Annotated in this window: 14 protein-coding genes; 6 read left to right on the forward strand and 8 right to left on the reverse strand. The window is 70.7% G+C overall.

Annotated elements, in window-relative coordinates; translation table 11 throughout:
- Positions 1-1382: FtsX-like permease family protein (locus ABT085_RS24825; protein WP_351611919.1), on the forward strand; the 1382-nt coding region annotated here is incomplete at its 5' end.
- An 83-nt stretch (positions 1383-1465) separates the two neighbouring features.
- Here ABT085_RS24825 and ABT085_RS24830 read toward each other — a convergent pair.
- Complete coding sequence (locus ABT085_RS24830; protein WP_351611922.1) at positions 1466-3877, reverse strand: SpoIIE family protein phosphatase; 2412 nt, start codon at positions 3875-3877, stop codon at positions 1466-1468.
- A 392-nt stretch (positions 3878-4269) separates the two neighbouring features.
- Here ABT085_RS24830 and ABT085_RS24835 point away from each other — a divergent pair, with 392 nt between their 5' ends.
- Positions 4270-4887, forward strand: coding sequence for an MHYT domain-containing protein (locus ABT085_RS24835; RefSeq protein WP_351611925.1), 618 nt, complete (start codon positions 4270-4272; stop codon positions 4885-4887).
- 66 nt (positions 4888-4953) lie between these two features.
- Here ABT085_RS24835 and ABT085_RS24840 read toward each other — a convergent pair whose 3' ends face one another.
- The 4 genes from ABT085_RS24840 to ABT085_RS24855 all read right to left on the reverse strand — a co-directional run bounded on the left by ABT085_RS24840 (position 4954) and on the right by ABT085_RS24855 (position 10921).
- A complete protein-coding gene (locus ABT085_RS24840) occupies positions 4954-5601 on the reverse strand; it encodes a response regulator transcription factor (protein WP_351611928.1) in 648 nt (215 codons plus the stop codon).
- Positions 5602-6849: 1248 nt separating this feature from the next.
- The gene (locus tag ABT085_RS24845) at positions 6850-8385 is read right to left on the reverse strand and encodes a hypothetical protein (RefSeq protein WP_351611930.1); all 1536 of its coding nucleotides are present in this window, start codon (positions 8383-8385) and stop codon (positions 6850-6852) included.
- The gene (locus ABT085_RS24850; RefSeq protein WP_351611953.1) at positions 8280-9851 is read right to left on the reverse strand and encodes an ABC transporter substrate-binding protein; all 1572 of its coding nucleotides are present in this window, start codon (positions 9849-9851) and stop codon (positions 8280-8282) included. The genes ABT085_RS24845 and ABT085_RS24850 overlap by 106 nt, the downstream gene beginning before the upstream one ends.
- A 401-nt stretch (positions 9852-10252) precedes the next feature.
- Positions 10253-10921 (reverse strand): COG4315 family predicted lipoprotein, encoded by a 669-nt coding sequence (locus tag ABT085_RS24855; protein WP_351611933.1) that lies wholly within the window; start codon positions 10919-10921, stop codon positions 10253-10255.
- A 144-nt stretch (positions 10922-11065) separates the two neighbouring features.
- On the opposite strand from ABT085_RS24855, the gene ABT085_RS24860 reads away from it, so the two are divergent.
- Together ABT085_RS24860 and ABT085_RS24865 are read left to right on the forward strand one after the other, a co-directional pair.
- Positions 11066-11359: a hypothetical protein gene (locus tag ABT085_RS24860; protein WP_351611936.1), complete on the forward strand. Its 294-nt coding sequence runs from the start codon at positions 11066-11068 to the stop codon at positions 11357-11359.
- Between the two features lie 31 nt (positions 11360-11390).
- The gene (locus ABT085_RS24865; protein WP_351611939.1) at positions 11391-12026 is read left to right on the forward strand and encodes a hypothetical protein; all 636 of its coding nucleotides are present in this window, start codon (positions 11391-11393) and stop codon (positions 12024-12026) included.
- Between the two features lie 177 nt (positions 12027-12203).
- Here ABT085_RS24865 and ABT085_RS24870 read toward each other — a convergent pair whose 3' ends face one another.
- The 3 genes from ABT085_RS24870 to ABT085_RS24880 form a co-directional block, all read right to left on the reverse strand.
- On the reverse strand, positions 12204-16598 hold the full coding sequence (locus tag ABT085_RS24870) for an FtsK/SpoIIIE domain-containing protein (protein ID WP_351611942.1): 4395 nt from the start codon (positions 16596-16598) through the stop codon (positions 12204-12206).
- Positions 16599-16674: 76 nt separating this feature from the next.
- Positions 16675-16968 (reverse strand): WXG100 family type VII secretion target, encoded by a 294-nt coding sequence (locus ABT085_RS24875; protein WP_162469326.1) that lies wholly within the window; start codon positions 16966-16968, stop codon positions 16675-16677.
- Between the two features lie 70 nt (positions 16969-17038).
- Positions 17039-18775, reverse strand: a complete 1737-nt coding sequence (locus tag ABT085_RS24880) for a putative T7SS-secreted protein (protein WP_351611945.1) — start codon at positions 18773-18775, stop codon at positions 17039-17041.
- A gap of 161 nt (positions 18776-18936) precedes the next feature.
- Here ABT085_RS24880 and ABT085_RS24885 point away from each other — a divergent pair, with 161 nt between their 5' ends.
- Complete coding sequence (locus ABT085_RS24885; protein WP_351611947.1) at positions 18937-20370, forward strand: LysM peptidoglycan-binding domain-containing protein; 1434 nt, start codon at positions 18937-18939, stop codon at positions 20368-20370.
- Positions 20371-21015: 645 nt separating this feature from the next.
- Positions 21016-21282 carry a hypothetical protein gene (locus tag ABT085_RS24890; RefSeq protein ID WP_351611950.1) on the forward strand — a complete coding sequence of 89 codons (267 nt, stop codon included), beginning with the start codon at positions 21016-21018 and terminating at the stop codon, positions 21280-21282.
- Positions 21283-21399 lie beyond the last annotated feature (117 nt).

Genomic DNA, 21399 nt, shown 5'->3' on the forward strand with positions numbered 1-21399 from the left:
GCCACACGGTGGCGCTGTTCCCCAACCGGGCGGGGGCCGTGCTGATCATGGCGGCGACGTCGGGACTGCCGGCGTGCGGGGCGGGCGGGGTGCCGCCCGTGCCGGGCACCCGGCCCGCGCCGACGGCACGCTCGCAACCCGCGCAGGCAGCACACCCGGTTGCACGCCGGGGCGCGCGCTCCGCCGTACGCCGGGCCCTGCGGCCGCTGACCGCTCATGCCCCGTCCAGGGGACCGCTGTCCGCGGTGATGCGGCGCGCCATCGACGTCGGTGTGCCGGCCGGCCTGGTGCTGGGCTGGCATGCGGCCGTCGCGCGTCCCGTACGGTCCTTGACCACGGTGGCGCGCCTCGCGCTGCCCCTGCTGCTGATCGTCGTGGCCCTGAGCGCGTGGACCACCCTCGACCGCTTCCACAGCGAGCCGCAGAGGATCGGTGTCCCGGCCGCTCTGACCGTCCACACCCGCCAGGGACTCGGCGATGCGGACGTACGCGGCCTGCTGCGCCGCGATCCGCAGGTCGCCGCCGTCTACCCGGGCGTCGAGGTGGCCGCGCTGGTGCCGGGGCAGACCGCCACCATCGCGCTGCGCGGCCTCGGCACCGCCCGTTCCCCCTACCCCTACACCGTCGCCGAGGGCCGCTCCCCCCGTGCCGGTGACGAGGCCGTGGCCGGTCAGGGCCTGCTCGACCTGCTGAACGTGCGGGTCGGCGACTGGGTCCGCATGACCGTCGGCGACCAGCCGCAGATCCTGCACATCGTGGGCCGCAGCATCGAACCCGAGAACGCCGGCCGTGTCATCTCCACCTCGCTCGACACCCTGCGCGAGAACGACCCGCGTATCACCCCGGCGCTCTACCAGCTGCGCCTGCGGCCCGGCGCGGACCCGCACACCGTCGCCCGGCGCCTGACCGTCGCGGCCCACGACGAGCTGGACGTGCACGCGGCGGCCAACCCGGCCGACGAGCTGTCGCCGCTGCGCGGGGTCGTGGCCGGCCTCGTTCTCGTCCTGGCCCTGATCGGTCTGGTGGAGCTGCTCACGGCGATCGGCGGCTCGGTCCGCGAGAGCGAGCGCGACCTGTTGGCGCTGAAGGCCATCGGCCTGTCGCCGCGGCAGATCACCGCGGTCACGATGACGGCCACGGGCTGTACGGCGCTGGCGGCGTTCCTCGCCGCGGCCGCCGTCGGGGTGCCGCTCGCGCTCTGGCTGATCGACCGGCAGGGCGTGTCGAGCGGAATCGGGGCGGGCATCGCGCAGAGCCCTCCGGGGGCACTGCTGCTGGCCCTCGGGGCCGCCACCGTGCTGGGCGCGGTCGCTCTCGCAGCGCTCCCCGCAGCGCGTGCGGCGCGGCGCCGGCTCGCCGACACCCTGGCGGCGGTCGCCTGAGCCGGGCCCGCCGCGCGCGGGAGCGCCCGGCGCCGATCCGAAGCCGGGCTCAGGGAAGGTCCTACCCCGGCCCGAAGCCGGACTCAGGAAAGGTCCTGCTCCGACCAGATCGACTTTCCCGAGCCGGTGTACCGGTAGCCCCAGCGCTGGGACGCCTGGGCGACGAGGAAGAGGCCGCGTCCGCCCTCGTCGGTGGTCCTGGCATGGCGCAGCCGCGGGGAGGTGCTGTTGGCGTCGATCACTTCGCAGGTGAGAGCGCTGTGGCGGATCAGGCGCAGCCGGATCGGTGGGGAGCCGTAGCGGATGGCGTTGGTGACGAGCTCGCTGACGATGAGTTCCGTGGTGAACTGCAGCTCGTGCAGACCCCATCCCTCCAGCTGGCGGTTGGCGAGTGCGCGGGCCTGACGCACGGCCGCCGGGTCGTCCGGGATGTCCCAGGTGGCGACGTCTGCGGACGGGAATGACGTGGGCTTGACGAGCAGAAGGGCGGCGTCGTCCTCGAGGGGGCGGGAGAGCAGGGCGTCGACCGTCGCGTCGCACAGTTCCTCCAGGGAGGTGTCCGTGTCGCGCAGGACCGAGCGCAGCCGGGCGACCCCCTCGTCCATCTCCTGGTCGCGGTTGTCGACGAGTCCGTCGGTGAAGAAGGCCAGGAGGCTGCCGTCGGGGCAGGGGATCTCGGCGGCCTCGAAGGGGGTGTCTCCGACGCCCAGCGGAGAACTCATGGGGAGATCGGGCGTGGCGGTGGTGCCGTCGGGCTGCATGATCACCGGTGCGGGGTGGCCCGCGCGGGCGATCGTGCAGGTGCGGGCGACGGGGTCGTAGACGGCGTACAGGCAGGTCGCGCCGATGGTGCCGGGGAGGCTCACGTCGCCTTCGGTGCAGTCCTTGCGGGCCGGCTGTTCCTGGTACAGGCTCGTGACGAAGTCGTCCAGATGGGCGAGGAGTTCGTCCGGAGGAAGGTCCATGGCGGCGAGTGTGTGGACGGCGGCGCGCAGGCGGCCCATGGCGGCGGCCGCGCTGACGCCGTGTCCCACCACATCGCCGACGACCAGGGCGACGCGCGCCCCGGACAGCGGGATCACGTCGACCCAGTCGCCGCCGACGCCCGCTTCCTGGGAGGCGGGGAAGTAGCGCCAGGCGACGTCGACGGCCTCATCCGGGCCGAGTCGTCCGGGCAGCAGGCTCCGTTGCAACGACAGGGAGATCCGGCGCTCCTGCGTGAAGCGGTGGGCGGCGGCCAGCGCGGAGCTCGCGTGGACGGCGAACTCCTCGGCGACTTGGAGGTCCTCGTCGCTGAAGGGCTGGCCGTCGGCGGCTCTCATGAACGTGGCCAGGCCCAGTGCCGTGCCGCCGGAGGAGAGCGGGACCGTGATGGATGAGTGGAAGCCGTGGCCGTGGATCAACTTCGAGCGCCCGGGGGCGCCTTGCGCCCACTGGCTCGACATGGCGTCCAGGGGTGATTCCAGGATGCCCGCGCCGGTGGCGAGGCTCTGTGCGACGCCGGGCGAGGACCGGTAGACGACAGGGCTGCCGATTCCGCCGAGGGCGGTCGCTCGGACTCCGCTGCCGGCCTTGTGCCCGGCGTGCTGGAGGAAGAGGGCGCCCTCGGCGCAGGCAGCAGTTTCCGTGCCCCGGACGACGGAGTCCAGGAGGTCGATGGTCACCAGATCTGCGAAGTCCGGTACGCAGATCTCCGACAGCTCCTGGGCGGTCTGCATGAGATCGAGCTGTTTGCCGCAGGCGCGAGCCCGGCTCAGCATCAGCTCTCGCCTGCGCCTCTTCCAGCGCTCGGTGACGTCGATCACGAGGTAGCACAGCCCGATGGGTTCGCCCAGCCGGTCCTCCATGCGGAAGAAGGAGGCGGAGTACATGTGCTCGCCGGTGGGGTCCGACAAGATGGGGCCGCGGTACTCGAAGTCGATCAGCGGCTCGCCCGTCTCCAGGACCCGTCGCATCTTCGCCTCGCCGGCGGCCACTTGCCCGGCGGGAAACACGGCGCTGACGGTGCGTCCGATCCGGTCGGGCGCGCCGGAGGTGCGCACCAGGGCCTCGTTGATCCACACGTATCTCAGGCTCGTGTCCATCACGGCCATACCGATGGGTGAGTGTGAGAGCAGGCCGTCCAGCAGGGAGCGGTTCACGCTCCGGAGCGCACCGTCACCGGGGTCGGGGACGGATGCCGTCATCAGCCATTGCGCGCGGCCTGAGGGGTCCGGCATCGCGCACATGCGGACGCCCAGCTCAAGATCGTGGCCGGAAGCGTGCCGAAGCCGTGCGATCCCACTCCACTCGCCGCTACCGGGACGGGGCGGAGCGCCGCCCGCCGGGGTGAGTACCGCGTCGGCGGAGTGGCCCAGGATGTCGCTCGCCCGGTGGCCGAGCAGCGACTCGGCCGCCTCTGACCAGCCGATGACGTTACCCGCGCCGTCCAGGAGGGCCGCAGCCGATTGGCCGGTGGGGACAGACGGCTGCTGGGGAGGGGGCGCTTCTGTCATTCGGAGACGCCGCCATCACTTTCCGTCGATTCGGGCAATGTTCACAATCCGTGCAAATATTCCACTCCCGCGCCAGTCTGCATCATCGCGCCCTCGATCGCCAAGGAGGAGACACCGGCGCGCCGCGTTCGGCGACGCTTCGGCTCCGGCGCCGAGCAGTGCGACCTCGGGGGAGGCATGGGCGACGCGGAAGGCGCCGAAGACGTGTGCGCGTGCCGCCGCCGTCATCGCGTTCCGGGGCGACGTGGTCCGTCCTGGGCAACGGCGCAATCTTCCGAGATCAGCTTTCCGGATATCCCCAAAGGGCATCGTTGTTGACCTTGCCGCCGTTCTCTCAGCAAGGTCCTTCCGGTCAGAATGAGTGCGGCCTGGGCAGCTCGTGAAAGCAGGGGATGCACCTGATCGCGTGGATCGGCTTCGACGCCGAGGGGACGCCGATCGGCCACGACGGGCCGCTGACGGTGATCCCAGGTCCGGTCTGCGTCGGCTCGGCGGCACTCGGTCTGCGCCTGGCGGACGTGCAGCACACCCTGCGGGGACCGGTCGCTGCCGGCGCTGTCATGGCGGGTGACGTCGTCGGCGCTCACGCGCCGGGCATGGCCGCCGTGAACCCTCATGCCGGGGTCCACTCGTCGGCCGGTGCCGCACTGGTTTCGGCTCTGCTGTCCGCGGTCGGTACGACAGCCGCACGGTGGCTGACGGTGCCACTCGGTGCCAAGGCAAAGGCCGCGGGCGCCTCCCTACTGATCGGGTCCGTGCTCTGCTCCGCCCAGTACACCGATCTAACGGCCGTGACCGTTGGCCCCGGTGCAGGGAGCGGTCAGGGCGGAGGTCCGGGCGGAGCCGCTCTCACCGTCCCGCTGGCCACCGTACTGGTTCTGGTTGTCCTCACCGTGGCGTTCAACCCGTACATCACACCGGTCCAGGACGTGCACGACGCCCCGGCTCAAGCGACATCGGTATCAGCCCACTGCGACGAGGAGAAGGGGTCTCCGCTTCGTCACCGGTGAACCGGAGGCGAATGAGGCCCGCCGGAGCGGCACTTGCCGATGGTCCCACCCCTGGGGAACGACACATCACAGCGCGCCTATGCGCATCGCGTACGCCACCGCGTGGGTCCGGTTCCGCAGGTTCAGGCGCCTGGTCACCGCGAAGATGATGTTCTTGATGGTGCGTTCGGAGTAGTTGAGCTTGGCGGCGATCTCCGTGGTGTCCAGGCCCTCCGCGAGCAGACGGAGAACCTCGACTTCACGGCCTTCGAACCCACCGGGGAGGATCGACCCCGTCGGATCGCGCAGCAGCGTGCGCAATTCCTCGATCAGCGATCTCAGCAGTTCTCCCGGCATCTGGGCGCTGCCTGCCCGGCTGCTGAGCACGGCCTGCACGATCTCCGGGAAGCCGGTGTGCGCCCGGGGCAGCACACTGACCAGGCCGTGCCGCACCGCCCGGGCCAGCCGCGGTCTGCTGATGCGGTCGGCGACCAGCACGATCCGCATCTCCGGGTTGGACGAGACGGCCGACGCCTCCTCCATCCAGGACATGGTCTCCTCCGTCACCTCGTTGGCCAGGACGAGGACGACATCGGCGCGCCCCACCTGGTCGGCGGGCAGCAGGGCCGTCCCGTCCGACCTGCGCAGGAGTACTTCGGCTCCCTGCAAGGACACCGGATCGGCCGCCCGGACGACGATCGATATCGGGGTGGGGGATTTCTCCTTGTGAGTCAACGCAGGTCCTCCAGGATCGGCGCGACGTGGTCTCGATGCACGATCGCGATGATGTGGGGGGTGGTTCCGGGAGAAGTGCCTCACCGTGGAACCGCCGGCCGGATGAAGTCCGAGGGCCGGTGTCGGGCGCACATGTCAGTGGTCGTGCAACGGCTCCCGCGCCGGATGCCGTTGCGGCTGTTCGTTGTGTGTGTCCGTTCCGCCGACTTGCAGGGTCGGCTCCGTCATGTCAGTTCCGGGTGGTGGGCCCCATGGTGGCCGAGTGTGTTCCGACGGCCAGGAATTCGCTGTCCGGGGAGGCGCCCTTGCCGCCCTCGGGACACGGGAGCGGCCGCGTGCCCGCAGGCACGCTCGCACCGCCGCCGTGACGAGCACGGATGTCTCCGCCGGATGTGCCCGAAAGAGCTACCACGGCACGTAGGGAGTCACTGGTCTGCTTCCACGATCCGCAGTGCGGTGCGCCCACCAGAATCCGATGTCCCCCGAGGTCGCCTCGGTATCTGTCGCGACGCGATAGCCGTGTGTGAACTCGTGCGTTTCGACGCGCAGTTGCACTACCGCATCAGGCGCATTCCCGTACATGCCCACCGTCGTTCCACGCGACAATCCTTGCTCGTTCCGAGGGACCATACAGCCGCTTTTGGCCGCTGCCACGCACAAGGTGACTCCCCATAATGAGAGTTGCCCTTTGAGGCGCCTTCGTTGCGCGATCGACCAAACAATGGGGTTACCCAAAAGTACGTTTGAGCAGATCCGGACATCGTACGGCCTGGTTCGAATGCCAAATGATCAATCATTGCCCGCTGCCCATTCCGGGCGGCCCTGGATCACTCCCGTTTCTGTCGGTGACAATGTCTCCATGACGCACTGGTTCCGCAGGCACCGGCCTGCGGCTGACGCATGGTTGTATTTCGAGATCGACAGCCGGGGCGGACTCGCGCGCCACATCGAACTCCGTGGGCCTCTGGAGAAGCCCGTGACGGCGGCCTCCTCGTCGGAATGGCGAGCCGCCCGGCGGGATGGGCGACTTGACGCGTACGAGGCGACATTCGGCAGCCTGACCGAGGTCCTCCTCGAGCCAGACGACGCGCGTGCCTCGCAGCCTCTCACCGCCCAGGATTTCGAAGCTGTCTGGCGTGCTGCGAGGTCCATTTGCGAGGCCCGCTCCCGGGCAGCCGCGTCCGGGCACCGGCCTGCCGTCACGCCCGGACAGCTCGACACGCGCGCCACGCATGCAGCGGACGCGTGTCATCCACGGGGCACCGACCCCGAGCCCATGCGGCCGTCGGGCCCGGTGAGCACGCCCTGATGTGCGTGTTCACCGTCGTGACCACGGCCGGACCCGATCCTGTGCCGCGCGCACAGCTCATCCAGCCGTGCGCGGTCCTTCGCGGCGAGGTCGCCGTGCGTGTGGACCACGACCCGCCGGCGCAGGTCGGACTCCAACCGTTCCAACAACACCGCCAGGCCCTTCCACAGGTCTTCGTCGAACACACGGCCCGGGGAGCCGAGTTCGACAGCGAGCGTGTCGCGGCAGGGCGGCCGGACGGTGGCGGCGTACGGCGGCGAAGTGCCGCCCGGACCGATCCACAGGCCCGCCGCGGTCACGACCACCCTACCGATGGGAGTGTGTCCCGGCGCCGTCCGGTCCGTCGTACCCCCCAGGACCGGCGGCATCCGGCACTCCGTTACACGCACGACGCGTTCGCCTCCCGCACCGGCCGGTGAGCAGACAACAGTGCGCGCGAACGGACGCCAGAATTCGCCCTCGGCGTCCGTCATGCCGAGTTCCGCCGCGACATCCGTCGACGACACCACCTCCCAGCAACTGCCGCCGTCGGCCGGGGGTGCCCCTACCGCCAGGCGGACGTCGCTGCCCAGCAGGTCGGCCAGTTCCTGGCCGGTACGCAGAAGCGGACGCCCGTCCAGGGACACCAGCCGCATCAGGTTGCGGACATGGTCCGGCAGGGCGGCCATCACCACGGCCAGGGCTGCGGCGGGCACGTCGGACGACATGAGTACCAGTTGGGGCCTTTCACGCTCGGGAGGCAGGGCAAGCGGTCGCGTGTGGGCGGCAACCGATGCCGGGCCCGATCGCCGAATGGCCAGGCCGGCAGGAACTGGCTCGACGACGTACCCGCCGACGTTCTGCCGGCCCACCCGCCGGACAGCGGACCTCCAGCCCGGCACGGGCAGGTGACTGCCCACGCTCCGAGGTGAGGCGCCTGACGAGAAGTGCCACCAGCCCCCCGAGGCGCCGGGCAGGTCTGGGGAGAAGAGGGATCCGTCCTCGGTCACGAGGGCGCTGCCTGCTGTTGCCAGAACGTCGAGTCGCCACTGTTCACTGATCAGCTCCGCGACGGAGAACCCGCTTGCGCGGCCGCTCGCTCCCTCAGCCATCAGCAGCACGAGCAGCCGTACGTGTGCCTCCAGGCTCGATTCCAGAGCCGGCGCCAGGAGGCGACACAACTGCTCGGCGTCGCCGTCGGGAAGCGGCGCGCCCACCGCGACGACCGCTTCGCCCGGCCGGACCGGGGTCAGCAGACCTGCAAGCCGCCTGAGCCGGTCCGGCGGCCGGCTCCCTGAATGCACCAGGTGTACATGCTCACCGGTGCGCGTCACTGTCAGCATCGCGGTGCCGTCCACGCGCTCGCCGCCCATGTCAGCCTCATGTCCGATCAGAATTTGAAGAGTTCCCAGAACCGGAAGACGGTCGAAGCATCGAGACAGTACACATAGCCGCTCACGTTGCTGCGGATGACCGCGTACTGCTTCGCCTGCCACAACGGCAGCATCGACACTCGGGCCGCCACGATGTCCTGGATCTGCTCGAAATCGGCCGCCGTGGCGGGACGGTCTTCCTCGGACGCCGTACGCGGAAGGAGTCTCTGGGTGATGGTCGGGCTCTCGAAGTGGTTGTCCAGCACGTTGCCCGTTCCGAAGAACGGCGTCGTGAAGTTGTCGCGGTCCGGATAGTCCGGAAGCCATCCCATGACGTAGACGCCGTACCTCCCGGCGGCGATGTCCTTTTCGTACTGGCTGAACGAGACGGAATGCATCCGAGCGTCGAAGAGGCCGCTGGCGTTCAGCTGGGCCGCGATCTCCTTGAGTTCGCCGTCCGTCGCCGGACCGTAACGGGTCGGCGTCGACCACAGCGTCAGCTTCACCTTCTCGGTGATGCCGTCCGCTCGCAGGGCCGCGGCCGCCTTCGAACGGGAGGGTTCTTCACCGTAGTGGTCGAAGAAAGCGGTGTTGTGGCCGGTGATGCGGGCCGGGATGATCGAGTACAGCGGGCTGGCCGTGCGCTTGTACACACGGTCGACGAGTGCGTTCCGGTCGATCAGGTAGGCCATCGCCTGACGGACACCGAGTCGACCCACCACCGGGTCGTCCATGTTGAAAACGAGATGCTGAACCTCTGCGCTGTCGCCCGCGACAACCTCGATGTCGTCTCGCTTGCCCTGCGAGAGCTCGGCGATGTCCTGCGCGCCGAGGCCGCGATAGGCGATGTCGACGTCACCGTCGACCAGGGCGTCCTTCAGCACCGTGCGCTTGCCGTGAAAGAACTTCACCGTGATACCGGAGTTCTTCAGGTCCGCCGTTCCCGTGTACCTGCTGTTGACCGAGAAGGTCGCCTGGTCCTGGTCGAACGAGTCCAGGGTGTACGGCCCCGAACCGATCACGGAGTGGTCCTGCCGCAGCGCGTTCGACGGGTACGCGTGCCAGTCGACGATGGACCCGGCACCTGAGGCGATCTTGCTGGGGAAGGTGGCGTCAGGCATGCCGAGCCGGAAGATCACCGTCTTGTCATCCGGTACTTCGACCCGCTGGAGCGACTGGAACATCACAGCCGATCCCGCCGAGTCGTCGATCTTGCGCAGCCGGTCGAAGGAGAACTTCACATCCTGCGCGGTCAGCGGATCGGCGTTGCTGAAATACAGGCCGTCCTTGAGGGTGCAGCGAAAGACCTGGCTGTTCTTGTCAGTGAAGGAACACTTGTCGGCCGCGTCGGGTTCCGGTTCCGTCTTCCCGTTGGGGAAGCTGAGCAGCGACTGGAATACGTTGTTGAAGAGCAGCCATGAACCCGGACCGTAACCGGAGGCCGGGTCGGTCGCCAGAATGCCGTCGGACATACCCACGACCATGTGGGCCCCGTCGGATGGACCGATCCCTGATCCGCAGCCGGTCAACAAGGCGGATGTCAGCCCCACGAGGGCAGGCAAAGCCATCCACTTGCTGCGCTTGCTCACTTGAGTTGCCTTCTTCTTTTCATGTTCCGTTTGCTGCTTGCCGGGGAACGGCGTGAAGCCGAATTCGAGGCCCGGTGGCTCTGACGCAGCCGCAGACAGCATCGGGTTTCTATCAGCTGTCAGCACGGACAAATGAAGCGACAAGGCCGATCAGGTTCGTTTGGGCAGCAAGAGGTGACACACAGGCAGCGCCAAGGACCGAAGGGTTACGGCGTCGGGCCGTCGTGGTAGGCCTGTTTCAACGGTGCCTGGTGAGCAACGCGGCAGGCTTTTCCTGGGGCGAGACATCTCACGGGACATCAAAATTGGTGAGAGAACCGCTCGGCCGACGTACCGCGAACATGGCTCACCGTCGCACCGCGATGCGACGGAAAGGAACCACAGCCCCGGGCCGACCTGGGTCAGCGCACCGCCTTCTGCCCCTCGGGGCCGACCGCGAACCACTTGCCGTCGAGGCCCTGGCCGTTCAGGTCGCCGGCCCGGGAGTCGCCGGAGAAGCGGTAGACGGGCCAGCCGCCCACGGTGACCTGGACCTTGCCGTCGGCCCGGCGGATGGCTCCGACGTCCTTCGGGTTCACGCCCGCCAGATAGACGTTGCCGCCGTCCTTGATGATGACCGGGGGCCACTTCGTGGCGCAGGCGTCGTTGCAGTTCGACTCGCCCGAACCAACGCTGTCGCCGTCAAAGCGATAGAGCGCCGCCTGGTTGATGTTGATCAAGTGGGGGGCGGCCAGGTCGGGCGAGGTCACCGCGGACAACTGGACCCACTTGGGCGGCGTCTCCTGGACCGCCACGCCGATCACCGTGCCGCCGGTCCCGTTGAGGCCGGCGTCCTTGGCTGTGGAGTCGACCACCTGGAGCGCCGAGTTGCCCGCGCCGCCCTGCGCGGGCGCCGCGGACGAGGTGGCCGGAGCCGGGGCGGGGGTGGACGGGGCCGAGGTGTCACCGATCTGGATCACCTTGCCACACGCGGTCAGGCTCACCAGCCCGCAGACGGCGAGAGCGGTGGCGGCGGAGGCCCGGCGGGCCGCGGTGCCGTGGGACAGCAGGCCGCTGAAGAACGAGGTCATGCAGGCAACACGACACAGGCCCCGGAAAAGGTTCAGCGCCGTGCCCCGGTCACCGCGAAGGGTGCTCCGCGGTGAACGTTCCGCCGCCCCCGCGTCGTGCTTCTCGTACAGAGCAGCCCTCACGCGAAGGATCGGGAGCCCGCAGTGTCGTCGAACGTGAACATCCCCGGGGACGAGCTCAAAGAGGCCCAGGAGAGGCTGGACTTCGTGAACAACAACATCGACATCGGACACCACACGTTCGACTTCGATGCGGCTTTCGGCCCCGAGCTGTCCCGCGGCGCCGCGCAGAACTTCGAGGACCGCTGGGAGGACGGCAAGCACCAGTTGCAGAAGCAGGTGAAGGGCATCCGGGACGCCATCGGCCAGATCCTGGACGCCTTCGAGAAGACCGACCGGGACGCGGCCGCTCATCTCGACGGCGGCTCCGGCACATGAGACTCCCGATGGACACGGTGAAGGACGGACGATGAGCACGGCACAGCGTTTTCTGCTGGACATCCCCGATCAGTGGGACCAGTTCGATCTGAGCGGTGAGGAGTTGGCACAGGTCCGCGCGCAGGCGCTGGCCTCGACCGACGATCCTCGGGCGAAGGCCGAGATCAACGACATGTTCCGGCAGGGCCGGGAGGTGACCCGGGCGGCCCGGCGCTACGGGGCGCTGCTGGCCTCGGGCACGGCGACCATGTATCCCGAGGGCCTGTTCATGGCCTACGGCATGGTCTTCGCCGTCACCACGCCCGCGGGTCACGAGCTGACCCTGCCCGTCCTCTCGGCGCAGCTGGGCATCTCCTCGGCCACCGGTGAGGCCCCCAAGGACCGTGTCATCACCTCGGTGAAGGTCCCCCATGTCGGCCCCGCGGCACGGGTCACCGGCACCGAGGTGACCCGGCTGACCGGTGACATCGACGTCAAGCTCCTGACGATGCACACGATGATGCCGGTGCCCGGCACCACGCAGGACTTCCTCGTGGTCACCCTCGCCAGCCCCAACCTGCCGCTGAAGAACGAGGTGTACGACCTCTTCGACGCGATCACCGGCACGTTCCGCTTCCTGACCGCCGAAGGGGAGCAGGTCCCCGTGCAAGTGGGTTCCGGTGCCTGACCGCAGCCCGCCGCGGTGACCCGCCTGGCCCACCTGGCCCGCCTGCGAACGTCACCGCGGGGCGGCCGACTGGGTTCGGCCGCCCCGCAGCAGGGGCCGGAGCCCCGTCCCCCGGGAAGGTGAGGGGGACACGAGGAGGGGCTCCCCCACGGGGGGCATGAGGGAGCCCCTCCGGCTTCACATGTCGGCTTCCAGGTACGGCACCTGGACGCTCCTGAGAGTTCCGTCGCCGAGGTGGATCAGGCCGCGGCCCGGCTGCGGGGCCTGGCCGACCAGACCTCGGGTCAGTTTCACGCCGATGACCTCGCCGTCGCTCAGTCCCTGCGGGGACAGGAGCATGCCGCTGCGGTTGCGCTTGACCTGTCCCATCCACCCGGCCAGGGACAGCGACAGCGACTCGGCGTTGCCCGCCACGAGCACGCCCCAGCCGGTGCCGGCGCCGCCGCGGGCGAGCAGCGCGAGATCGGGGTCGATCTCGGCTCCCGTGAACAGTTCGGCGTCGTCGACGACGATGACGCCGTACTCCTGCGAGACGTTGTTCAGTGCCTGCCGGAAGTCCCCCACCGGCACGTCGGCGTCGGTGAACAGGGACACCACTCCGGGCCGGCCCTGGAGGGTGCGCAGGGGCGAACGCCTCGGGGCCAGCACGATGAGTCCGGTGCCGGCCGCGAGCAGCGACTCGCACGCGGCGAGCAGCGCGGTGCTGCGGCCGGTGCGCGGCGGTCCGGCGATCACGAAGGTGGGGACGTCCGTGAGGTCGGGGCCGAGCGAGGCGAGGATGTCTCCGCCGACGGCGACCAGCGGCCGCATGGGGCCGGCCTGCGGGTGCAGGATGAGGGCGTCGGCGTACGAGATCCGCTCGGGCAGCACGTCGAGCCTGATCGGGCGGCGGGCGTCGGGCACCGCGCTCTCCCGCTCGGTCAGTTCCTTGCCGAGGGCCGCGAGGACCTGGGCCTGGGCGGTGCCCGCCAGGTCCTCGCCGAGGACGGCGATCTGCGCCTCGCTGAGGTCCTGGGTGCGGATGCCGCGGCCGGGCTCCGGGTCCGTGGGCGCGGACTTGGTGGGGATGCCGACGCTGGAGTAGTCCTGCCGGTCGTTGAGCCTGAGGACGATCTTGTCCTCGGTGGTACCGGAGAAACGGCTGCCGCCGAGCACGCGGTCGCCCGCGAGCACGACGTGGATGCCCACGCCCGCACCGTCGCGCAGCAGCCGCAGCAGGCGCTCCAGGTAGCTGCCGTTGTCGTAGGACGTGAACTCGCGCTCGAAGACCTCGAACCGGTCGACCATCAGCACGATGTGCGGAAGCCGCTCGTGGGCGGCCTGGCCGCGGCGCAGTTCGGTCAGATCGGCCGTGCCGCGGGCGCCCAGGACGCTCTGGCGGAGGGTGAGTTCGCCTCCGAGCCGGTCCAGGAGGCGGCCGAGGCGTTCGATCTGGGTGCGGTCGACGACCGCGCCGCAGTGCGGCAGCGACGTCAGCACGTTGAGGGCGCCGTTGCCGCAGTCGATGCCGTACAGGTGCACGTCGTCCGCGCCGTGGGCCTGGCCGAGCGCCGCGGCCAGGGTGCGCAGCGTCTGGGAGCGGCCGCTGCGGGGCGAGCCGATGACGTGCAGGTGGCCCGCCCGATCGAGGTCGAACGTGAGCGGTGCGCGGGTCTGCTGGGCGGGCAGGTCGACCATGCCGTACGCGACGGGGGCCAGGGCCGCCTCGCGTTCGGCGGCGGGCTTCGGCGCGGGCGGCACCGTCCAGGGCAGCACGCCGGGCAGCGCCGGCAGCCAGGGGCTGGGCTGGCGCGGCACACCGGCGAGGCCGGCCGCCTCGGCGACCGCGCCCGCGAGCACCGCGAGGTCGGTGACCGCCTCGCTCCGGGCGGCCGCGGCGCCGCCGCGCGAACGCGCCCTGGGCAGCGGACCGCCCAGGTCCCGCCATGACACGGGTACGGCGTCCACGGCCACCGGCGCCCCGGTGGCGGGCAGGCCGCCGGGGCGGCGGCCGCCGACGCGTCCGGACTGGAAGGGCAGCAGCGCCGACGGGCCCAGCCGGGCGTAGGCACGACCCGGGTTGGCCGGGGAGATGTCACCGGAGTCGGGAGCGTCGATGATGTCGCGGCTCTCGCTCGTGTCGGTGGTGCGCAGGGCGATACGCAGGTTGGTGTTGGCCCGGATGTCCGGGGTGACCGCGCCGCCCGGCCGCTGGGTGGCGAGCACCAGGTGGATGCCGAGGGACCTGCCGCGCTGGGCGATGTTGACCAACCCGGAGATGAAGTCGGGCAGTTCGCGCACCATCGAGGCGAACTCGTCGATGACGAGGAGCAGTCGGGGCAGCGGTGGAAGGACGTTGCCGCCGCGCGAGCGCTTGTCGAGGTAGTCCTCGATGTCCTTTGCTCCCGCCTGGGCCAACTGGGTCTCGCGGCGGCGCAGTTCGGCGCCCAGGGAGACCAGTGCCCGCTCCACGAGGCGGGTGTCGAGGTCGGTGACCAGGCCGACGGTGTGCGGCAGGTCGGCGCACTCGGCGAACGCGCTGCCGCCCTTGTAGTCGACGAGGACGAACGTCATCTCGTCGGGCCGGTTGACCACCGCGAGCGTGGCGACGAGCGTCTGGAGGAGTTCGGACTTGCCGGAACCGGTGGTGCCGGCGATCAGCGCGTGCGGGCCGTCGCGCACCAGGTCGACGGCGAACTCGCCGTCGTAGCCGACGCCAAGTATCGCCCTGGTGGAGCGGCCGCCCAGGGACCATCCGGCCGCAAGGGCCTGCGCGGTGGGCGGTTCGATGGCCAGCAGGTCCAGCAGGCGTACGGAGCCGGGCAGCGCGCTCTCGTCGCTGTCTCCCACGCCCCGCAACGGGGCCAGCGCCCGCGCGAACTGCTCGTGCCAGTGCGCCTCGGGGAAGTCGCTGCGCACGTTCTCCAGGGCGGCGGCGGAACCGGTGCGGACTTTGGCCGTGGTGGCGTCGGCGCCGGTGACGACGACGGCGCCGCACTCCTCGGGCAGCAGCCGCTCCTCCCGGTCGATGCAGATGGTGTGGACGCCCACGGCCGGACCGTCGCGCAGCAGGCCGATCACACCGGGCAGGGAACGGGCCCGGCGGGCCTCCTCCAGGACGACGAGGATGTCGGGGTAGCCGTTGACGCCGCCCCGCGTGATCTCCGGCCCGGCGGCGCCGCGGGTGGCGACGATCTGGCCGAGTTCACCGATGCGGCGGGCCAGCGAGTCGGCGGTGCTGCCGATCAGGGCGTAGGCGTCCTCGCCCTGCGCCTGGGCGTGTGGCAGCCAGCGCGTCCAGGACCAGTCGTGCTCGCCGGACGGCCCGGCGAGGACGACGATGCGCAGGTCGGTGGGACTGTGCAGGGCTGCGGCCTGCGCGGTCAGCCATCCCGCCAGCCGGGTCGCCCCCGGTCCGGCGACGCCCGCGACTCCGACCCGGCGCAGCGGCACGGCGACGGGGACCTGGTTCAGCCACGGCACGGTGTTGCGCCGGTGCTCGCTCTGTTCGGGGTCGTCGACGCTGACCGACGACGGAAGATCGGTGGTGCCGGTGCGCACGGTCAGGAAGTCGGGGTCCCGCCACCGGCGTTCCCACAGCCGTTCCGACGGCTGTACCGCCATCTGCAGCAGTGCCGCCGGATCGGGCAGGGAGAGACGGAGGTTGTGCTGCTCCTCCAGGACGGCGGTTTCGATGTCCGCGCGCACCGCGGCCACCGATCGGTCGTACTCCTCCTTCGACTCCAGGTACTTCAGCATCGCCTGCTTGCGGCCGCCGAACTGGGTGACCAGGGCGGCGATCGGCGAGAGCAGGGCGATGAAGACGAAGGACCACCGTTGGGTGACCAGGATGGCGATCGCGGCGCTGCCGGCCGGCAGCAGCAGGATCGGCAGGAGGGGGATCGGCCGCTTGTCCGGCTTGACGGGAGGGGTCGGCAGCCGGAACTTCGCGCCCGCCGCGGGCGGCAGGAAACGCGGCGGCCGGTTGAACTCCAGCCCGAGTCCGTCCTCCGCCGCGACCAGCGGGGCGCTGGCCGTGCGCCGTGAGGTCAGCTCCAGCTGGATGGTGCCCACCGTCAGCTGGCTTCCCTCGCGCCACGCGGACGGCACGCTCGCGGGCTTGCCGTCGAGCGAGGCCGATTCCGCCGCCAGGAGCCGGGCGCTGCCGTCGAGGCGCACCCGCACCTGTGCGGCGCGAGGCGGCGCGCCCTCGGCCAGCCGGACGCGGCAGCCGGGGGCGGCGCCGATGTCGTAGTCGCCGGGGACCAGGCGGTAGGTGGTGCCCGCACCCGGCCCGGAGACGACGCGGATCTCGGTGCTGCCCTCGGGCTCGGGCTCCCCTGGCACGGGAGCGCCGAGCCCCAGGTCCATGCCGTCCCGTACACCCGCCGCCTGAAGTGTGCTCCCTGGGTCGACGAGCTTAGAGCCGACGTACAGGGCCTGCTCCGGCGCCGTGGGGCCGTCGGCCCCCGCGTACCCGACGGCACGGGCCAGCTCGGCCGCGAACCTGTCCGCGGTGGCGGTCGGTTCGGTCTGTACGGCGACGGTGGTGGACACCCCCTCGGCGCGCGGGTCACGAACGCTGACGGTCAATCGCACTGCTCATCGTCCTTCTCGAGTAGCGGTGGGTGCGGCGCCGATCGCCGTGCGGCGAGCCGGTGCCGGTGGGTCAGGACAGGGCGGAGCCGAGCTGGCTGTCGGTCTGGTCGAAGGCCTCGCCGACGGTCTTCACGTACTGGCCGATGCCCTGGAGGCCCTGGTTGACCTGCTCGAAACCCTTGGCGAACTCGTCGAAGAACGGCGAGAACTTCTGCTGCGCGGCCGGCGTGCTGTAGCCGTCGGCGAGCAGGGTGGAGATCTTGCCGCGGACCTCGTTGAGCTTGTCCTGGAGCTGGGAGAAGTCGTTGAGCAGGGCCTGCGAGGTCGACGACGTGGTGTCGGAGTTGACGCTGTAGTTGGGCATGGAAGTACTCCTTGCTGGTGGGTGATGCCGTCCATCCGTTCAGGGATGGAGAACTGGGTGTACGAGGCCTCTAGCCGCCTGCGCCGTCGGTCTCCGGTGCGGGCGGTGGCCCGGTCACCGGGACCGGGGCCGACGCGGGTGCCGGGGCCGGGGCGGTTGCGGAACCGGTCGCCGGGGCCGGCGCCGAGGGTGGGGCCGGAGCCGGCGCCGGGCCTGTCGCCGGGGCGGGTGCGGGTGCCGGGGCGGGTGCGGGTGCCGGAGCCGGTGCCGGAGCCGGTGCGGGTGCCGGAGCCGGTGCCGGAGCCGGTGCGGGTGCCGGGGCCGGTGCGGGTGCCGGGGCCGGTGCGGGCGGGCCGAATGCGGCAGGGGGCGCGGCGTCGGGGCGGGGGCTGCCCTTGATGGGGATCTTGGCGGTGAGACCGTCGACGGCGCGGCCCAAGCCGGCCTTGCCCACCGCGCCGACGCCGAGTTTCGGGGCCGAGTTGGCGATCTCGTTGGCGACGACGTCGCGAGGGTCCTCGCCCTGGGCGATGCCGACTCCGATCTTGGTTCCGAGCGTCGCACCTTCCTCCACGGCGCTGCCCAGCTGATCCGATGCCCTCTTGCCGAGGGAATCGCCGATCGCGGGCTCGGTGGTGTCCCCGAACCGCCCGCCCTGGCCCTCCTGCACCGGCACGTTGCCCCGCGCCTTGCCGATGGCGCCGACCCCGCCCTTGAACGCCGCTCCGGCCACGGCGCCTGCCGCGGCACCGGCGAACACGCCGGCTGCCGTGACCTTGTCGTGGTTGGCGGCCTTGGCGGCCGCTTCCTTGGCGGAGTCACCGAGGAACTTGCCCACGACACCCGTGGCGGTCTTGCCCACGGGATGACTGAGGAAGCCACCGACGATCCTGGTGTTGGTCAGGGACTCGCCGATCTGTGCGATCTTGCCCGTGGCCTGCTTGATCAGGCCGGAATTCTTCACCGCGGACGCGAGGGCGGGGCTGATCGCCTCGGCCGCCCGGCCGCCCAGCTTGAGCAGCGAGCCGCCGGGGACGATGCCCAGCAGGCCGATGACGAAGTCGCCTGCCTTGATCCCTCCCGTCTGGCTGGCCACGACTTGGTTGAAGACGAACAACAGGCCGCCCAGCAGGGCGCCGACCACCGGGAAGAACACCGCAACCACCGCGATCAGCAGGGACAGCAGGATCTGCACGAACGGGAAGTCCTTGAAGAAGTCGGCGATCTTCTGGAAGATGCTCCGCTCCGGGATCGCCTCCTGCGCCGCCCGGTCGAGCACCTCCGCGCACCGCCGCTGCGCGCCCTCGCGCAGTGTCCTCGCCTGCTCCGCAAGACTTCTGGCAGCGCTCAGCTCGGCCTGACCCGTGTCGATGGCGTCCTGAGTGGCGCGCGCCTGTGCCTGCTCGTCGGCGGTCGGGGTCGCGCTCAGCTGCTTCGGAGTCTGGTTCGCCTGCGGTGCGGCGGCCCGCGCCCGGTCCACGGCCTGGTCGAAACGGCCCTGCGCCTCCAGCAGCCGCGGTATGTACTCGCTGTAGGCCTGTGCCGCGTCGTGGTACGACGTCATGGTCTTGGTCAGCTTGTCCGGCAGATCGTCACCGATCTTCGCGTTGAGCTTGTCCATCGCCTCACCGGAACCCTTGGATATCGCCCCGCCCTTCTTCAGGACGTTGAGCGCCGTCTCGGCAGCGTCGCCGATCTCCCGGTAGCGCTTGACGATGTCCTGGATGATCTCGGGGTTGCCGGGCGTCGGGTCCGAGTCCATGCCCAGGAGCTGGAAGTCCTCGGGACTCGAGTGCCGACGTGCCATTGCGATCCCCCGGTCCGGTGCGTGCGTGTGACGTGCGATCCCGAGGTACACGGCACCGGGCTCGTGGAGGGTTCAATGAACTTCGCGTCCGCGTCGAACGTTTCTGCCCGGCGGCCCCGTGTAGTCGGTGCAAGCAACGTCGGACGACATGGGTGGACACGATGAGCAACGGCGCGGGCCGAGTGCCCGAGCACCGGCCGAGAACTGCCGCGGCGCACCGCATCCCGCAGACGCCGTGGTACGTCCTGACGGCTCTGCTGGCGGCATGCCTTGTCGCGCTCGGCACAGCCCGCCCGGCCGAGGCGGCACCGCCCGCCGACGACCTGGTCAGGGTGTTCGTGGTGCAGGACCCCGCGCAGACCGGCGGACAGTTCGCCACACTGCAGTCGATCGCCGCGGCGACGCTGGGCGACGCGGCACGGGCCGACGAGATCTTCCAGCTCAACCGAGGTCAGGCGCAGAAGGACGGGTCCGCCCTCGGCAGCCCCGGCGACCAGTTGCATCCGGGCTGGATTTTGCGGCTTCCGCAGGACGCGTCCGGTCCCGGCGTCCAACTGGCCAAGGACACCGGGGGCGGAAACGGCGCCTCCGCTCCCCCAGCCGCGGGGACGTCCTCGTCGGGGACGGGCGCTGCGCAGTCCACGGTGGTCACCGTCCCCCTGGGCGCGGCGCTCGCGCTGCTCGGGGCGATCCTGCTCGCTCTGATCACCGCGGGCATCGTCGCCCGTCGCAAGGTGCGTGCCGCGGCCGGCGCCGTCGGGCGGGGTGTCCGCGCGCTGGGCGCGCCCGTGCGCCGTCGCCGTCGGCTGGCGCAACGACAGGCGGTGAGCCGCCGCTTCGACGCGGACGGCGACTCGGTCCAGCGGGCCTACAACGCCCTCGGCGAGTTCACGCAGACGGACCGGGAGCCCGAGAAGCCGGTGCACGCGCTCGGCGTGGACGACGCCGGCGTGACGGTGTGGCTGTCCGCCTCCGATACCGCCGACGCTCCCTGGGCGAACGTCGACAGCACCCGTTGGCGGCGCCCCGCCGACGCGTCCGGTCGCAGGGCTCCGGGCGGCGGCGCCGACGTGACCTCACAGTCCGTCCTCACCACCGCGTGTCTGGTCCGGGCGGGCACGGACGCTGCGAACCGGCCCGTTTTCGTGGATCTCAGCCGCCTGGACGGGGTCCTGAGTGTCGGCGGTGACAGGACCGTCGCCCGCGACGTGGTGCAGAACCTGCTGACGGAGATCGCCCGTACCCGGCCGAACCTGCCGGTGACCGTGGTGCGCGGCTCGGCCGACGCACCACCGCTCGCCGTGCCGCCGAACCTCCGGCAGATGCCCCAGGCCGCCACGTCCACGGTGGCGAGGCCGTTCCCGTCGCACGGCACGGTACGCGCGGCCGCGTCACGCCGACCGGTCAGGGGGCTGGTCGTCGTATCCGGTACGCCGGGTCCGCGGGAGGCGGCCGAACTGGCCGCTCTGTGCAGCGTGGGCTGGACGGGACTGGTCTGCGGCGAGACGCAGGAGGCCCACTGGCGCTGGTACGCCGACGGTGACGGCCACGTCGACATCCCCGTGCTGGACCTTCAGTTGACGGTTCCGGCCTGAGTTTCCGTGCCTGTCGCTGCCGGAGGGATCCCGTGGTTCTTCCGGCGGTGGACCGGCATCCCCCACGGGTTCACCCACGGCCGCAACGAACGGAGGCCCGCTCCACCGGTGGGAGCACCTACCGGCGGAGCGGGCCTTCCTTCATCTGCCGCGGGGGCGGCAGGAAGAGAACCCGGCATGCCAGGGCCAGGATGCCGGGTCCTTCTCCCGCTCACTGCCGTTGCCCCCATGGCGAAGCAGGAGCGGGAGGTCTGCGAGGAGTGGTCCGTGCACATCGGCGGCGGGCCTGCTCGCGTCCCGACGACGTCGAGCGGGACGGCGACGGGGTTCTCGTCCCGCCGAGGCGGCGTGAGTGTGACGGCCCGCAGACTCCGAGTCTCCGCGGGGGCAAAGAGTCCCGGAGCGCTGCAGGTACGTAACTGATCCACGCGATCAGCTGCTCGGTCTGCCGCCCGATCGGCATCTCCACTCGCTGCCTCTCGGGCGGGCTCAGCGAGCCTCGCAGCGCGACGACCGGACCGACAAGGCTGATCGGTGGATCCTGCCCTCAGGGGCGTCGTGCATGACCGGTCGGGCACGGGCGCTGCCTGACGGGCAGTCGGATGACCGGCCGGCCACGGGTCCTCGGCGGCCTCCGCCGACCAGGTGGACCTCGCCGGCGGCGCCCAGTACAGCCTCGGCAGCTTCGTCCCCGACCAGGTCAGGAATTACGGCACGAACGTCACCGGGCTCGTCCTCCCCAGGTCCGGGCACTGGATCCGGGAGGAGCAGCCCACGTACATGATCAACTACCTCGAGAGCTCCCTGGGCACCTGGCCGACACCCTCGCCGTGCGGCGCCCCGGCCGACCGAAACCCTCCCCTGACCAGGGCGCCCACGGACCTTTGCGAGACAAAGACCATAATTGATTGACTATTCCATAAAGGGCGTTACTCTGGCGCCATGGCTCGTACCAGGGAGTTCGACATCGACCAGGCGGTGGACCGCGCCATGGATTTGTTCTGGCGCCGCGGCTATGCCGAGACGTCC

This window comes from Streptomyces sp. NPDC002265, assembly GCF_040296125.1.
GTDB lineage: Bacteria > Actinomycetota > Actinomycetes > Streptomycetales > Streptomycetaceae > Streptomyces.